16 protein-coding genes are annotated in these 15,295 nt (G+C 63.2%); 5 read left to right on the top strand and 11 right to left on the bottom strand.

Features of this window, described 5'->3' with window-relative positions:
- Positions 1 to 2 precede the first annotated feature (2 nt).
- From V6765_RS14755 to ahcY, 3 genes are all read left to right on the top strand, one after another.
- A complete protein-coding gene (locus V6765_RS14755; protein ID WP_448430059.1) occupies positions 3 to 677 on the top strand; it encodes an HAD-IA family hydrolase in 675 nt (224 codons plus the stop codon).
- A gap of 28 nt (positions 678 to 705) precedes the next feature.
- Positions 706 to 2,280 carry an FGGY-family carbohydrate kinase gene (locus tag V6765_RS14750; RefSeq protein ID WP_448430057.1) on the top strand — a complete coding sequence of 525 codons (1,575 nt, stop codon included), beginning with the start codon at positions 706 to 708 and terminating at the stop codon, positions 2,278 to 2,280.
- Between the two features lie 139 nt (positions 2,281 to 2,419).
- Positions 2,420 to 3,820, top strand: a complete 1,401-nt coding sequence (gene ahcY, locus V6765_RS14745) for an adenosylhomocysteinase (protein WP_448430055.1) — start codon at positions 2,420 to 2,422, stop codon at positions 3,818 to 3,820.
- A 275-nt stretch (positions 3,821 to 4,095) separates the two neighbouring features.
- Here the strand turns inward: ahcY and V6765_RS14740 are convergent, their stop codons facing one another.
- On the bottom strand, positions 4,096 to 4,737 hold the full coding sequence (locus V6765_RS14740; protein WP_448430053.1) for a L,D-transpeptidase: 642 nt from the start codon (positions 4,735 to 4,737) through the stop codon (positions 4,096 to 4,098).
- Positions 4,738 to 4,899: 162 nt separating this feature from the next.
- Here V6765_RS14740 and V6765_RS14735 point away from each other — a divergent pair, with 162 nt between their 5' ends.
- The gene (locus tag V6765_RS14735; protein ID WP_448430051.1) at positions 4,900 to 5,403 is read left to right on the top strand and encodes an MmcB family DNA repair protein; all 504 of its coding nucleotides are present in this window, start codon (positions 4,900 to 4,902) and stop codon (positions 5,401 to 5,403) included.
- A 57-nt stretch (positions 5,404 to 5,460) separates the two neighbouring features.
- Here the strand turns inward: V6765_RS14735 and V6765_RS14730 are convergent, their stop codons facing one another.
- From V6765_RS14730 to ggt, 10 genes are all read right to left on the bottom strand, one after another.
- Positions 5,461 to 6,804 carry a bifunctional folylpolyglutamate synthase/dihydrofolate synthase gene (locus V6765_RS14730; protein ID WP_448430048.1) on the bottom strand — a complete coding sequence of 448 codons (1,344 nt, stop codon included), beginning with the start codon at positions 6,802 to 6,804 and terminating at the stop codon, positions 5,461 to 5,463.
- Positions 6,805 to 6,926: 122 nt separating this feature from the next.
- On the bottom strand, positions 6,927 to 7,874 hold the full coding sequence (gene accD, locus V6765_RS14725) for an acetyl-CoA carboxylase, carboxyltransferase subunit beta (protein WP_448430912.1): 948 nt from the start codon (positions 7,872 to 7,874) through the stop codon (positions 6,927 to 6,929).
- 42 nt (positions 7,875 to 7,916) lie between these two features.
- Complete coding sequence (gene trpA, locus V6765_RS14720) at positions 7,917 to 8,756, bottom strand: tryptophan synthase subunit alpha (protein WP_448430046.1); 840 nt, start codon at positions 8,754 to 8,756, stop codon at positions 7,917 to 7,919.
- A complete protein-coding gene (locus tag V6765_RS14715) occupies positions 8,753 to 9,217 on the bottom strand; it encodes a hypothetical protein (protein ID WP_448430044.1) in 465 nt (154 codons plus the stop codon). Before V6765_RS14715 ends, trpA begins: the two co-directional genes overlap by 4 nt.
- A gap of 11 nt (positions 9,218 to 9,228) precedes the next feature.
- The gene (locus V6765_RS14710; RefSeq protein WP_448430042.1) at positions 9,229 to 9,507 is read right to left on the bottom strand and encodes a hypothetical protein; all 279 of its coding nucleotides are present in this window, start codon (positions 9,505 to 9,507) and stop codon (positions 9,229 to 9,231) included.
- A 5-nt stretch (positions 9,508 to 9,512) separates the two neighbouring features.
- Complete coding sequence (gene trpB, locus V6765_RS14705) at positions 9,513 to 10,733, bottom strand: tryptophan synthase subunit beta (RefSeq protein ID WP_448430040.1); 1,221 nt, start codon at positions 10,731 to 10,733, stop codon at positions 9,513 to 9,515.
- Positions 10,734 to 10,745: 12 nt separating this feature from the next.
- Positions 10,746 to 11,402 (bottom strand): phosphoribosylanthranilate isomerase, encoded by a 657-nt coding sequence (locus V6765_RS14700; protein WP_448430038.1) that lies wholly within the window; start codon positions 11,400 to 11,402, stop codon positions 10,746 to 10,748.
- A gap of 38 nt (positions 11,403 to 11,440) precedes the next feature.
- A complete protein-coding gene (locus V6765_RS14695; RefSeq protein ID WP_448430036.1) occupies positions 11,441 to 12,166 on the bottom strand; it encodes a M48 family metallopeptidase in 726 nt (241 codons plus the stop codon).
- A 133-nt stretch (positions 12,167 to 12,299) separates the two neighbouring features.
- Positions 12,300 to 12,716 (bottom strand): DUF2852 domain-containing protein, encoded by a 417-nt coding sequence (locus V6765_RS14690; RefSeq protein WP_448430034.1) that lies wholly within the window; start codon positions 12,714 to 12,716, stop codon positions 12,300 to 12,302.
- Between the two features lie 275 nt (positions 12,717 to 12,991).
- Positions 12,992 to 14,581: a gamma-glutamyltransferase gene (gene ggt / locus V6765_RS14685; protein ID WP_448430030.1), complete on the bottom strand. Its 1,590-nt coding sequence runs from the start codon at positions 14,579 to 14,581 to the stop codon at positions 12,992 to 12,994.
- A 274-nt stretch (positions 14,582 to 14,855) separates the two neighbouring features.
- On the opposite strand from ggt, the gene V6765_RS14680 reads away from it, so the two are divergent.
- Positions 14,856 to 15,269: an MbcA/ParS/Xre antitoxin family protein gene (locus V6765_RS14680; RefSeq protein ID WP_448430028.1), complete on the top strand. Its 414-nt coding sequence runs from the start codon at positions 14,856 to 14,858 to the stop codon at positions 15,267 to 15,269.
- Positions 15,270 to 15,295: the final 26 nt, after the last annotated feature.

Here is a 15,295-nt window from a genome sequence, read left to right as displayed (position 1 = left end):
TCATGCCCGCAAAGCCGCTCATCATTTTCGATTGCGACGGGGTGCTGGTGGACAGCGAACCGATTTCGCTCGCGGTCTTGAGGGAGGCGCTCGCCACCGAGGGCATCAGCATCTGTGACGAAGATGCGCGGCGGCTGTTTCTCGGCCGCTCGCTTGCCACCATGCTCGCAATCGTCAAGCAGGATTACGGCGCGACGCTCGGCGACGGGTTCCTGGACGGGCTGAGGCGCGACCTCTATGCCCGGTTCCGCGCCGAACTGAAACCGACAAATGGCATTGCGGCGGCCTGGGCCGAGCTGGAGGCGACGGGTTACGATTTTTGCGTCGCCTCCAGCTCCCAGCCCGAGCGAATCCGGCTTTCACTTGAGATCGCCGGTCTCCTGCCCCGGTTCGAACCGCCGATCTTCTCCGCCTCGATGGTGGAAAACGGCAAGCCCGCGCCCGATCTCTTCCTCTTTGCCGCAGGCCGGATGGACCGGCCGCCGCAGGAATGCCTTGTGATCGAGGACAGCCCGGCAGGCATTGCAGCGGCAAAGGCAGCGGGCATGCGCGTGTTCGCCTATCTCGGCGCCACCCATGCGCATTCCCCGGACTATCGCGAGCAGATTGCGGCGCTTCACCCCGACCTAATGTTTGACGCCATGGACAATCTCGTCCAACGTGCGGCAAAAGTCTGACAGGAAATCAAGGGTGGGAGCGACCGGGATGCGCGATCATGTGATTGCGGTCGATGTCGGCACGGCAAGCGTGAGGGCCGCCGTGTTCGACGCTGCCGGCGCGATGCTTGCCCGCGCGGCCACTCCGCTGCGCCTGAAGCGCCCGGCGCCCCGGCGCGGCGAATATTCCTCGCAAGACATATGGCAGGCGACAGCGGAGGCCGTGAAGGCCGCCCGCGCGGCAGCCGATATCGCGCCGGAGCGGATCGCGGGCCTTGCCTTCGGCGCCACCTGCTCGCTTGTGCTGCTGGACCGCGATGGCCGGCCGCTTGTGCTTTCCGAGGATGAAACCGGCGCATTCGACACCATTGCCTGGTTCGACCACCGCGCCGCTGCCGAGGCGGCCGAACTCAGCGGGTTCGACCATGAGGCGGTGCTCCATTCCGGCGGTTCGGTCTCCCCGGAAATGCAGGTGCCGAAACTCGCATGGCTGAAGCGCAATCGGCCGGATCTCTGGGACCGGGCCGGCGGCATCTTCGATCTCGCCGACTATCTCACCTTCCGCGCCACCGACAACAACCGCCGCTCGCTCACCACGCTTTCGGCCAAATGGTTCTATCGCGGCGACCACGTCCTTCCCTGGCCGCTCGGTCTTCTGGAAAAGGCCGATCTCACCGATCTGCGCGACAAGGCGGCAATCCCGGAATTCATTCTGGTGCCGGGCGACGCCGCGGGCCGGCTGACGACAGCGGCGGCCCGCGACCTTGGCCTTGATGGCGAAGTGGTGGTCGCGGCAGGCCTGATCGACGCCTATGCCGGCGCGCTCGGCGCGATGCCGCCGCCGGACATGAAAGGCGATGGCGAACTGGCGCTCATCGGCGGCACATCAAGCTGCATCGTCGGCTATGAAAGCCGGCCCGTCTTCGCGCCAAGCCTCTGGGGGCCCTATTTTTCCGCGCTCTATCCCGCGCGTTGGTTGTTCGAGGCGGGCCAGTCGGCCACCGGCGGCCTGCTCAACCACCTGCTGGAGGTCCACAGCGCCGGCGGCATTGCCACCGAGGAGCAGCATGGCAGGGTGATTGCCCGGATCGGGGACATGATTGCCGAGCACGGACCGAGCTTTGCCGATGGTCTCGATATTCTTCCCGATTTTCACGGCAGCCGCTCCCCCTTCGCCGATCCCTCGATGACCGGCATGGTTGCCGGGCTGACGCTCGACGGCAGTTTTGACGGGCTCTGCCGTCTCTACTGGCGCGCCTCGGTGGCGATCGCCCTGTCGCTGAAGCAGATTCTTGCCCTGCTTTCCGAAAACAGCATCGCCGCAACGCGCCTGCATCTCGCCGGCGGCCACCGGCGCAACCCGCTGCTCACCCGACTTTACGCCGATGCCACCGGCCTGCCGGTTCTGGTCTCGCCGACCGAGGACGTCGTCCTGCTGGGTTCTGCCATCCACGCCGCAACCGCCGCGGGTCTTGCCCCCGATCTCGGTGCGGCCGCGCGCGCCATGCAGGCGACGCCGGTCGAGATCGCGCCCGATCCCGCACTCGCGGATTACTATGCCCGTCAGTATCGCCGGCTGGAAATCCTGCAGGCCTGCCGCGACCAGCTCAAGACCCTCGCATAAGCGTCGACAGAAAGACATAAACAAACCTTTATGTCTTTCTTGCCAGTTTTCGCCAAGGCTGATAGGTACGGAACAGATGAACAGGCAAATTGCGGGTGCCGGTCGCGCTCGTCCTGCCGAAATGTTTCCGGAGTTTCAGATGAGCACCACAAACGACTATCTCGTCGCCGATATCGCGCTGGCCGATTATGGCCGCAAGGAAATCGACATTGCCGAAACCGAAATGCCGGGCCTGATGGCCGCGCGCGCGGAATTCGGCGACAGCCAGCCGCTAAAGGGCGCGCGCATTTCCGGCTCGCTGCACATGACGATCCAGACCGCCGTGCTGATCGAGACGCTGACGGCGCTGGGCGCTGAGGTCCGCTGGGCCTCCTGCAACATCTTCTCGACCCAGGATCATGCCGCCGCCGCGATCGCCGCCGCCGGCATCCCGGTCTATGCCGTCAAGGGCGAGACGCTCGCCGAATACTGGTCCTATACCGACCAGATCTTCCAGTGGGCCGATGGCGGCCAGTCCAACATGATCCTCGACGATGGCGGCGACGCCACCATGTATATCCTGATCGGCGCGCGCGCCGAGGCTGGCGAGGACGTGCTCTCCAAGCCCGGCTCGGAGGAAGAGGAAGTGCTGTTCGCGCAGATCAAGAAGCGCATGGAAGCCTCTCCGGGCTTCTTCACCAAACAGCGCGAGGCGCTTCTCGGCGTCACCGAGGAAACCACCACCGGCGTCAACCGGCTTTATCAGCTTGCCAAGAAGGGCCAGCTTCCCTTCCCGGCGATCAACGTCAACGACTCGGTCACCAAGTCGAAATTCGACAACAAATATGGCTGCAAGGAATCGCTGGTTGATGGCATCCGCCGCGCAACCGACGTGATGATGGCCGGAAAGGTCGCCGTCGTCTGCGGCTATGGCGATGTCGGCAAGGGCTCCGCCGCCTCGCTTTCGGGCGCCGGCGCGCGCGTGAAGGTCACGGAAGCCGATCCGATCTGCGCGCTTCAGGCGGCGATGGACGGCTATGAGGTCGTGCTTCTGGAAGATGTCGTCGCGACCGCCGATATTTTCGTCACCACCACCGGCAACAAGGACATCATCCGCATCGAGCATATGCGCGAGATGAAGGACATGGCGATCGTCGGCAATATCGGCCATTTCGACAACGAGATCCAGATTTCTTCGCTGCGCAACTACACCTGGACCAATGTGAAGCCGCAGGTCGACATGATTTCGTTTCCCGACGGCAAGCGCATCCTGCTGCTTTCGGAAGGCCGCCTTCTGAACCTCGGCAACGCCACCGGCCACCCTTCCTTCGTGATGTCGGCGTCGTTCACCAACCAGGTGCTGGCCCAGATGGAAATCTTCCAGAACCACGACAAATACGAGAACACGGTTCACGTCCTGCCGAAGCATCTCGACGAAAAGGTCGCCCGCCTGCATCTCGAAAAGCTCGGCGCCAAGCTGACAGTGCTGTCCGAGGAACAGGCCGCCTATATCGGCGTCACGCCTGAAGGCCCGTTCAAGCCGGAACATTATCGTTACTGAGTCCATTTGGGGGCCGCCGTCAGACGGCGGCCTGCGAACGTCACAAAAAAGGAAAGGCGGCCCCGCCTGGGAGCCGCCTTTTTTGATCAGAATCTCGATTTTCTCGGGTCACCCTCGGGCTCGACCCGAGGGTCCAGGCGACGCCCACCGTACGGCCTGGATGCTCGGATCAAGTCCGAGCATGACTCATGAGAGCGTGGCGTAGCGCGAAGGACACAAGAGCGTCGGGAATGTGGCGCCGAGCGCGTTTGCCGTCAGCGCCCTTCCAGCCCCACTCAGCCTTCGAGCACAACCACCTTGGTGCGCTTGTCGGGGTCGACGCGGGCGTAGAGGTCGATGATGTCCTGGTTGATCATGCGGATGCAGCCCGACGACACGGCCTGGCCGATCGAGGTCCAGTCCGGGTTGCCATGGATGCGGAACAGCGTATCGTTGCCGTTCTTGTAGAGATAGAGCGCGCGGGCGCCGAGCGGGTTCATGATGCCCGCATCCATGCCGCCGGCATATTCCTTCAGCTCCGGCTGGCGCTTGATCATGGCCTGCGGCGGATACCAGGTCGGCCATTCGGCGCGGCGGCCGATATAGGCCTCGCCCGACCAGCGGAACCCGTCCCGGCCGACGCCGATGCCGTAGCGCACGGCCTTGCCGTCTTCCAATACCAGATAAAGCAGCCGCTCCTTGGTATCGACGATGATCGTGCCGGGCGCTTCATCCGTTTCGTAATTGATGATCTGGCGGCGATACTTGTCGTCGACCTGGGTGATCGGCACGCGCGGCAGGTCCACGCCATTGTCATTCGTGGCCGCATAGGCGGAGATCGGCGCCATCGTCGTCGAAGAACTGTTGGTGGTGGTGCAGCCGGCGGCGGCGAGCAGGCTCGTCAGCGAGATTGCCAGAAAAAGGGATCGAATGTGCATGGACGGTCTCACGGCGTGGAACAAAAGGTGATAATGGTCAATTGATAGAAGCTTATGGTTAACATTTGATTGCAACACAAGCTCTGACATGGATCGGAGGTTTAGATCGCGCCCCGAGGGCGCGGGGCTGTTGTGAAAATGCATCGCATGAAAGGAAGTTCCATGGCGATTGTCGATCTGCATGGAAAAAACCCGACGGCGGATGGCCGCCAGTCGGACCGCGCCATCATGGTCCGTCGCGGCGTCCAGCAGTTGCTGAAGCATATGCGCGTTTCCGCGATCGCCGAGATGACGCTGAGGAGCGGGCGGCGGGCCGATCTGATCTGTCTTTCGGAGAAGGGCGAAATCTGGATCATCGAGATCAAGACCTCGATCGAGGATTTCCGCGTCGACCGGAAATGGCCGGAATATCGCGATTTTTGCGACCGGCTGTTCTTCGCCACCCATGCCGATGTGCCGCTCGAAATCTTTCCGGAAGATTGCGGATTGCTGCTCGCCGACCGCTACGGCGCGGAGATGATCCGTCCCGCCCCCGAACACAAGCTTGCTGCGGCGCGCCGCAAGGTGCTGACCCTTGCCTTCGCCCGAAACGCCGCCGACCGCCTGACCTTCGCCGAGCTGGTATTGGAGAAGCTGGAAGCGGAGGGCGTGGACGTCAGGATTTAGATTTGTTTTTACGCGCGTCCGGACGGAAAACCGGTATCCACTTTTCCTGGACGCGCTTTAAAGCGGCGGCGTGCCGTTTTCGGCGAGCGCATTGCCGGCGAAATAGAGCGAACCGCCGATCAGGATGCGCGGCGGCGGCTGATCGGCGCGCGCGCGCATGCAGATCGCGGCCAGCGCCTCGCCGATCGAGGACACGGGCTCCGCCGAAAGCCCGGCATCGGCCGCGGATGAAGCCAGTGCAACCGGATCGATCGAGGCCTCGGTGCCCCGGATCGGCGCGCAATAGACATAGGTCGCAAGCCCCGCGAAATGTTCGAAGAAGCCGAACGGGTCCTTGGTGTTGATCATGCCGATTACCAGATAGAGCGGGCGCGGGTCGCGCTCCTCGAACCCCGCCAGCGCCTCGGCGATCACCTCGCCGGCGCCGGGGTTGTGGCCGCCGTCGAGCCAGATTTCGGAGCCCGCGGGCGCCGCCGTCACCAGATCGCCCGTCGTCAGCCGCTGCAGACGGGCCGGCCAGAACACCGCGCCCATGGCGGTTTCGACGGCCTTTTCCTCCAGCGGAAAGCCGGCCGCCTTGACGGCCGAGATCGCGGCGGCGGCATTGGCATATTGATGCCGGCCCGGCAGCGCCGGCAGCGGCAGGTCCATCAGCCCGTCGCCATCCTGATAGACCAGCCGGCCATGCTCCTCATGGGCGGAAAAATCCTGGCCATAGACATGCAGTGGACATCCGAGCCTGTCAGCGCTGGCGATCAGCACCTCTTCCGCCGCCTCATATTCCTGCTGGCCGATCACCACCGGCACGCCGGGTTTCATGATCCCCGCCTTTTCGGCCGCGATCAGCTCCACCCGGTCGCCGAGATAGGCCTGATGATCGAGCGAGATCGGCATCACCACGGAAACGGCGGGCTTGTCGATGATATTGGTGGCGTCGTAGCGCCCGCCGAGGCCAACTTCGAGGATCACAACATCGGCTGGAATTTCGGCAAACAGCACGAAGGCCGCCGCCGTCAGCATTTCGAACACGGTGGCTTTCGCGCCCTCATTCGCCGCCTCGACCCGCCGCAGCGTCTCCGCCAGCAGCGTGTCGTCGACATAGCCGCTCGTCCCGCCCGGTCCGCCAATGCGGAACCGCTCGTGCCAGCGCACCAGATGCGGCGAGGAATGGACATGGACGGAAAGGCCGGACGCCTCCAGCAGCGCCCGGCAGAAAGCGGTGGTCGAGCCCTTGCCGTTGGTGCCGGCGATATGGATCACCGGCGGCAGGGAGAGATGCGGATTGCCGAGCTTTTCGAGCAGAACCCGGATGCGATCCAGCGACAGATCGAAGCCCTTGGGATGCAGCTGCATCAGGTGCTCGATCACGCGCTCGGCGGCGCCGAATGAGGGGTTATCCATGATTGATCCGATTCTGCGGGCTATCCCGCCCGTGGCGTTCGCGCGCCCTTATCATCCGCCGGAGGTGGCCGACCGGGAAGACCGCCGCCGCCTTGGGCCGCACGGGGTCTTCTTCGCCTTTCTCAGCCCTGCTGCGCCGGTGCTTCCTCCGCCGGAAGCGTCTGTTCGGCTTCCGCCTGCGACGCATGCGGGCCTTCCAGAAGCCCGTGCGGGGGCGTTGCCGGCGCGCCGGTCATGATCTTCAAAAGCCGGGCCAGCGTTTCGGGCAGGTCATGGCGCTTGACGACCATGTCGACCATGCCATGCTCCAGCAGATATTCCGCGGTCTGGAACCCATCGGGCAACTGTTCGCGGATGGTCTGCTCGATCACGCGGCGGCCGGCAAAGCCGATTTCCGCGCCGGGTTCGGCGATATGCAGGTCGCCGAGCATGGCGTAGGAGGCGGAAACGCCGCCGGTGGTCGGGTTGGTCAGCACCACCACGTAAGGCAGGCCGGCATCGCGCATCATCTCGATCATCACGGTCACGCGCGGCATCTGCATCAAGGAGAGAATGCCCTCCTGCATGCGCGCGCCGCCGGAAGCGGGGAAGATCACCAGCGGGCATTTTTCATCGAGCGCGCGCTGGAAGGCCTGGATGATCGCCTCGCCGGCGGCCATGCCGAGCGAGCCGCCCATGAACTTGAACTCCTGCACCACGGCGACGAGCTTCAAGCCCTCGAGCGTGCCGACGCCGGCGAGGATCGTGTCTTCCTGCTCGGTCTTCGCCCGGTTTTCCTTCAGCCGGTCGAGATATTTCTTGGAGTCGCGGAATTTCAGCGGGTCCTGCGCCACCTTCGGCTGCGGCAGGTCCTCATAGGTCCCGTTGTCGAACAGATCGGCGAGGCGGGCACGCGCGGGCATCTTCATGTGATAGCCGGAAGACGGGATCACCCACTTGTTTTCTTCCAGATCGGTATGAAACACCATGGCCCCGGTTTCGGGGCACTTGATCCACAGATTCTCGGGCACCTCGCGGCGACCGAACATGGAATTGATCCGCGGCCGCACGTAATTGGTAATCCAGTTCACCACATGAACCTCCTGAATTTCTTTGCCTGCCGTGTGCCAGATTTACTCGGCGGCTGCAAGGCGCGCGTCCCGCACCCCGCTTGAAAGGCCTTTTACAAAGGTCGAAACCGCATCGACCGTATCCTTGCCCGCTTTGCCATCTGCCGTCAGGCTGCCGGCAATCTGGTTCACCAGCGCCGTGCCGACAACCACGCCATCGGCGGCCGCGCCGATCAGGCGCGCATGCTCGGCGGTCTTGACGCCGAAGCCGACGCAGACCGGCAGATCGGTATGCGCCTTGATGCGCGAAACGGCCTCGCCAACCTTCGAAGGGTCCGGCAGGGCCGAACCGGTGATCCCGTTCATCGAGACATAATAGACGAAGCCGGACGTGTTCTTCAAAACCGCCGGCAGACGCTTACCGTCCGTGGTCGGCGTGGCCAGCCGGATGAAGTTCAGCCCGGCGGCAAGGGCTGGAATGCAGAGCTCATTGTCCATTTCCGGCGGCAGGTCGACGATGATCAGCCCGTCAATGCCGGAGGCCAGCGCATCGGTGATGAACTTCTCCACGCCGTAGATATAGATCGGATTGTAATAGCCCATCATCACGATCGGGGTATCGGCATCGCTCTTGCGGAATTCCCGCGCCAGATTAAGGGTCTTCGCCAGCGTCTGGCCGCCCTTCAGCGCCCGCAAGCCTGCCATCTGGATCGACGGGCCATCGGCCATCGGATCGGAAAACGGCATGCCGAGCTCGATCACGTCCGCGCCCGCCTTCGGCAGCGCCTTCATGATTTCAAGCGATGTATCGAAATCCGGATCGCCGCCCATGAAATAGGTGATCAGCGCCGGCCGGCCTTCGGCCTTGAGCGCGGCAAAGCGTTTTTCCATACGTTCGGTCATACTCTACTCCGTGGCATCGTCGATGCGAAATAATCGGCAAGCGGTGCGCCGGCCATGGCAGTTGCCATGAATGCGCGCCGCTCGAAGTCAATCACGCCCAGTTCCCATACACAGTCCATCGGCCCGGGCGGGACTGGCGAAAAGTCGGGCGGCGACATGCCGAGATCGGCGCGCCAGAGCCCATGAGAGAGGATCCCGCCGGGAAGCCACCAATGCAACAGCAGCCACCAGGCCTCCTCGCCGCGATGAAGCACCGCAAAACCGGCGCCGAAATTCGGCTTGGGCGCGGCGGCGCTTCTCAGAACGGAAATGGCGGCTTCCACGACGTCATCTGCGAAGTCCGGCGCGCCTGCAGCCGAAACGCCGCTGAGCTTGATCCTGCCGTCATCCGTCTCGACCGTCGTCAGATAACCGGCCTCGCGCGGGCGATAAAGCTCCGCCTCTGCCAGTCTATCCGCCATGACCTTCCTTCCTACTCTGTTTCTCCGTCCGACCACGCGCTGATCGCGGTCACCAGCGACTTATGGACGGACTTCATGTTCATCACGAGGCTGTCGATCTCGGCGGAGGCATTGCCGCCCGCGGCGAGCGCGTTCAGCGCCGAGACCAGTTCGATGTTGAACAGGTTCTGCTGCGCCAGTGCCTTGATCACCGCGGCTCGCAGCTCATCGCCGCCGTCCTCTTCCTCGATGATCTCGAACAGCGCTTCCGCCAGTTCCGACATTTCCTCAATCACGTCCCCCCGGCTCATTTATCTCACATCTCCATGCCGAGAATCTTGCCCACCGTGTGGACATCCTTGTCGCCGCGGCCGGAAAGATTGGCGAGGATGATCTCGTCCTTGCCCATTTTCGGCGCGCGCTTCATGATTTCGGCAATCGCGTGGCTCGCTTCAAGCGCGGGGATGATGCCCTCGAGCCTTGTCATGAGCTGGAAAGCTTCCAGCGCCTCGTCATCCATGATCGGCACATAGTTCACGCGGCCGATATCGTTGAGCCAGGAATGTTCCGGCCCGATGCCGGGATAGTCGAGACCGGCGGAGACCGAATGGCCTTCTTTGATCTGGCCGTCGCCATCCTGCAGCAGATAGGTGCGGTTGCCATGCAGCACGCCGGGTGCGCCAGCGGTGATCGAAGCGCAATGCTCCTCGCCCGAAAGCCCCTTGCCGCCGGCCTCTACGCCGACGATTTTCACGCCCGGGTCATCGAGGAAGGGGTGGAAAATGCCGATCGCGTTCGAGCCGCCGCCGACGGCGGCGATGACGAGATCCGGCAGCCGGCCCTCGGCCTCCATGATCTGCTCGCGCGCTTCCGTGCCGATCACGGCCTGAAAATCGCGCACCATTTCCGGATAGGGGTGCGGGCCTGCCGCCGTACCGATCAGGTAATAGGTATCCTCGACATTGGTGACCCAGTCGCGCAACGCCTCGTTCATCGCGTCCTTCAGCGTGCCGTGGCCGGCCGTCACCGGCTTCACCTCGGCGCCCAGAAGCTGCATGCGGAACACGTTCGGCGCCTGCCGCTCGACATCGGTCGCGCCCATATAGACCACGCAGGGCAGGCCGAAGCGGGCGGCGACGGTGGCGGACGCCACGCCGTGCTGGCCGGCGCCGGTTTCGGCGATGATCCGCGTCTTGCCCATGCGCTTGGCGAGCAGGATCTGGCCAATGCAATTGTTGATCTTGTGCGAGCCGGTGTGGTTCAGCTCCTCGCGCTTGAAATAGATCTTCGCGCCGCCAAGATGCTCGGTCAGCCGCTCGGCGTAATAGATCGGGCTCGGCCGGCCGATATAATGCTTGCCGAGCGATTTCAGCTCCGCCTGGAATTCCGGATCAGTCTTCGCCTTCTCCCACTCGGCCTCAAGGTCGAGGATCAGCGGCATCAGCGTCTCGGCGACGAAACGGCCGCCGAAAATGCCGAACAGACCAGTCTCGTCGGGTCCGGATTTGAAGGAATTCAGCTTCGGGGTCTCGTTCACGGTCATTCTCCATCAGGCCGTTGCATGGGCAGCGTCAACGGCATCAAAAAAGGCATCGATCCGGGCGGCATCCTTCACGCCGGGCGCGCTTTCCACGCCCGAGGAAACATCGAGCCCCGGCGCGCCGGTTTCATGAAGCGCGGCGGCGACATTTTCCGCCGAAAGACCGCCCGACAGGAAATAAGGGATAGTCGGACGATACCCGGCAAGCAAGCGCCAATCAAAGGTCACGCCATTTCCGCCGGGAAGCGTGGCGTTGGCCGGCGGCTTTGCGTCAAAAAGCAGGTGATCTGCGACACCCATATATTCATCGACACGGGCAAGGTCCTCCGGCGCGCGCAGCGAAAACGCCTTGATCACCGGCAGGCCGAACAGCGCCTTGATGGTCACCACCCGGTCGGGCGTCTCATGGCCGTGGAGCTGAAGCATGTCGGGCCGGGCGGCGTAGACGATCTCTTCCAGCAGCTCGTTGTCGGCATCGACCGAAACGGCGACGGTTTTGGCGCGGCCGCGCACATGATTGATCAGGCCGCCCGCGACATCTGGCTCGACATAGCGCGGGCTCTTCTCAAAGAAGATGAAACCGACATGGCTCGCGCCGCGACGGATGACGTGATCAATCGTGTCTACGCTGCTGAGACCGCAGATCTTGATGGCCGGACGTTTCATGGTGTGTCCTTAACATATCGCGAAAAACTTCGCGAGTTCTATACGGCGGGAGGATCGAAGCGGATCGCATGGAGGAAAGACCCTTCGGCTTTCAGCCAGCGGCGCGCCTCCGGGGTTCTCGGGCACAGTTTTTCGCAGAGCGCCCAGAAGCGCGGGCCGTGGTTCATTTCGCTGAGATGGGCCACCTCATGCGCGGCGAGGTAATCCACGACAAACAGCGGCGCCATCGCGATACGCCAGGAAAAATTGAGATTGCCGGCCGAGGAACACGAACCCCAGCGCGACTTGGTGTCCTTGAAGCTGATCGCCTTGAAGGGTCTGCCGCTGGCTTCCGCATGATACCGCACCCGCTCCGTGATCTCGCGCTTCGCTTCCTTCTTCAGATAGTCGGCCGCGCGCCGGCCGATGCTCTCGGCAGAGCCGGAGACCAGAAGAACGGGCGCGCCGTCCTCGACAAGGGCTTCGGTCAAGCCGCGCAGATTGCCGCTGTGGCGGATGGTGTGGGCGACGCCGAAAACCGGGAGCGACGCCCCGTCGCCGATTGTCGTATCGCGGCCGTCGAACCGTCCGATCCTGTCGATCAGCCAGTCGTGATGGCGGCGCAGGAAGCCGTCGACCTGATGGCGCGCCAGCCCCGGCGGCACGGTCAGGCTCACCGCATGCCCGCCCGGCTCGATCTTCAGCGTCATCCGACGCGCGCGCGCATTGGTTTTGACATTGAGCGGCAGCACCCTTCCGCCGATGTCGATTGTCCTGGCGTCCATTCCGTCTCTCTTAGGCCCCGGTGGCCTTCCTATACCGGTTACCGGGCCCCGCAGGCCACAAAAAAAGGCACCGCCCGGGGGATATGGGCGATGCCGAAAGGGGTAAGACCACGCCACAGGCGTGGCTATTGCATCAGTCCTGCGATGTGCCGCCGAAATTACCGCCGCGCTCGCGCATGAAACGGTCGAACTCCTCGCGGTCGCGGGCCTTTCTCAGCTCGTCGGTGTAGCGGTCGAATTCGGCGCGCATTTCATCGAGCTTGCGGCGCTCGGCCTCGATCCGTTCCATTTCGCTGCGGCGCCATTCATCGAAGGCGGCATTGCCGGTGGAGGCCATCGGTTCGGCGGCCTGGCGCATGTTGCGCTTGCAGGAGCCGAAGGCGCGTTCGGCGGAACGCTTCCACTCGCCGCGCGACATGTTCAGACGGTCGCCCCAGATAATATAGGCAAGCATCACCAGTCCAAGCGGCCAGAACACGACAAAACCGATCACCATCAGGGCAATCGTAAGTGGCGTCCACGCCGGACGCAGTAACGCAGTCTCGTTCATCTCGGTTTTTCCTCGCTTTAGAGCGGTATACACCGCCAATACTCAGGATATGGAAATGGACGGATGCCGCTTCAAGAGAAACATGGTCGAATCAGGCTTTTTATCTGAAATCGCTGCAATTTATCACACTGACGCCGATAACATCGACCAGCCGCTCATCGACCTCGCCCTCAGATGCCGGGACAAAATGCCGAACGCAAGGCATCGATTTCAGCCGCCGAACAAGCCCATCACGTTTCCGCACGGATACGGCATTCAGCTTCTCACAACGTGCGTTAATAGCCGAGCGCTATGCCATCCTTGCGGTGATCGGACGCGCCCCACAGGATGCCGCGCTCATGGTCGATCATGATCGCCTGACAGCCGCCGAGCGGCTCGTCGGCAATGCGGGTGCGATGGCCGCGCCGTTCCAGATCGCTTCGAACGTCATCGGAAATCGTCGGCTCCAGGCTGATCGCGCCTTCGGTGAAGAAGCTGCGCGGCTGATCGGAGGCCATCTGGACATCGAAGCCGCGATCGATGACCTGCGATATGAAATGGGCATGGCCATTGGCCTGATACTGGCCGCCCATGACGCCGAACGAGATGAACGGCCTGCCCTTGCTGAACAGCATGGCCGGAATGATCGTGTGGAAGGGGCGTTTGGAGGGGCCGATGCAGTTGGCATGGCCGTCCGCCAGCGAAAAGCCGCTGCCTCTGTTTTGCAGCAGAACGCCTGCCCCCTCGGCATAGATGCCGCTGCCGAAGGAGGCGAAGATCGAATTGATCAGCGAAATGGCATTGCCGTCGCGATCAACGACGCTGACATAGACCGTATCCTTGTGGACCGGCATGTCGAGCGCCTCGGCCGGCGAGGCCCGATCGAGCGAGATCGCGGCGCGGATCGCCGATATCCGCTTCTCGTCGAGCAGATCATCCACGGAAACCATCATCGCATCGGGATCGGCGATATAGATATCGCGCTGGCGATAGGCCGATTTCGCGGCTTCCGCCAGAAGATGGATGCGATCGGCCAGGGAAACCTTTCCTTCCCTGAGGTCGAACCCTTCCAGGATTCTGGTCATCAGCAAGGCGGCGAGCCCCTGGCCGTTCGGCGGACACTCCATCAGCCGGTGGCCGCGATAATCCGCCCCGATCGGTTCGACGGTTTCCGGGCGGGCGCGTTCGAAATCAGCGAGCGTGTGCAGCCCGCCCAGAGCGTTGAGCGTCGCAACAATATCCTCGGCAACCGCGCCTTCATAGAAGGCCTTGCGGCCCTCGCGCGCGATCCTTTCGAGCGTATGGGCCAGGGCGGGGTTTCGCAGCCGGTCGCCGGTGACGGGAGCCCTACCCGCCGGCAGAAACTGCCGTGCGGCCGGTTCGTGCCGCCGCAGCCGGTTGGAATAGCGCGCCCAGTCGCGCGCCACGCGCGGGGCCACGGTGAAGCCGTCCCTTGCGGCCCTGATCGCAGGCTGAAGGATCGCGTCAAGACCGATCTTGCCGAATGTTGCGCTCAGATAGTCCCAGGCCCCGACAGCGCCGGGCACGGTGACGGAATGCACAGAAAGATCCGAAATTCCGGTGATGCCCTGTTCCCGGAAAAACTCAGGATGGGCGGCAGCCGGGGCGCGGCCGGAGCCGTTGAGGGCGATCGGCTTGCCGCCGGCGGGCGTGAACAGCGCAAAGCAGTCCCCGCCGATACCCGTCATGTGCGGGTCAACCACGCCCTGGAGCGCGACGGCCGCGATCGCCGCATCGACCGCATTGCCGCCGGCGCGCAGAATATCGAGCGCCGCCAGCGTCGCCTGCGGGTGTGAGGTGGCAGCCATTGCATTTTCCGCAAGCGCCACGGATCGTCCCGGCTTCATGAAGTCGCGCTCAAGCATGGTATTCCAGTCTCCAGAGCCTGACGGCAACGGGACATTGATGTCCGCCGCAATTGGTACAGGCACCGATCTTATCCGGCCCACTTGTTGTAAAACAAGCGCTTCCTTGCCGAACACATTTTCAGGTTCGTTTGGCATCAATCCTACACACGCCATCTGTCATTCACCGCGCCGGTTCTGCAGAGCGGGAGGGCGGGAGACCATCTTCGGGCGTACGCCTCCTTGCCAAATGGCAGGAAAAGGCTTATATCTCGCCAAAAGGCTGGGATTGGATATGCCGCACCTGCAACTTGTTGAGAAAACCGCTTACCATTCCGCCGCCCCGGAAATCACCGATGCGGAAGGCGAGGCCATGGCGCGGGCGACGGTAAACCTGTTCTCGCGGTGGGGACTGACCGACGCCCAGGCCTGCATCCTCCTTGGCGGACTGTCTTCGCGCACATGGGCGCGCTGGAAAGCCGGCGAGATCGGCCGCGTGCCGCGCGACCTCAAGGCCCGGCTGTCGAACCTGATGGGTATACACAAGGCGCTGAGGATCATTTTCACGGAAGCCGAGCGGAGCTATCAATGGGTGCGGCTGGAGAACGCGGCTTTTGGCGGGGCATCCGCGCTGGACGTCATGCTCGGCGGCGAGTTGACCGATATCATGCGGGTACGGCGCTATCTCGATAATGTCAGGGGCGGTTGATATTGGAGAGCCCTGATACTGTTCGC

It is taken from the genome of Martelella sp. FOR1707 (genome assembly GCF_053484265.1).
This window is presented reverse-complemented; position numbering and strand designations above follow the sequence as displayed.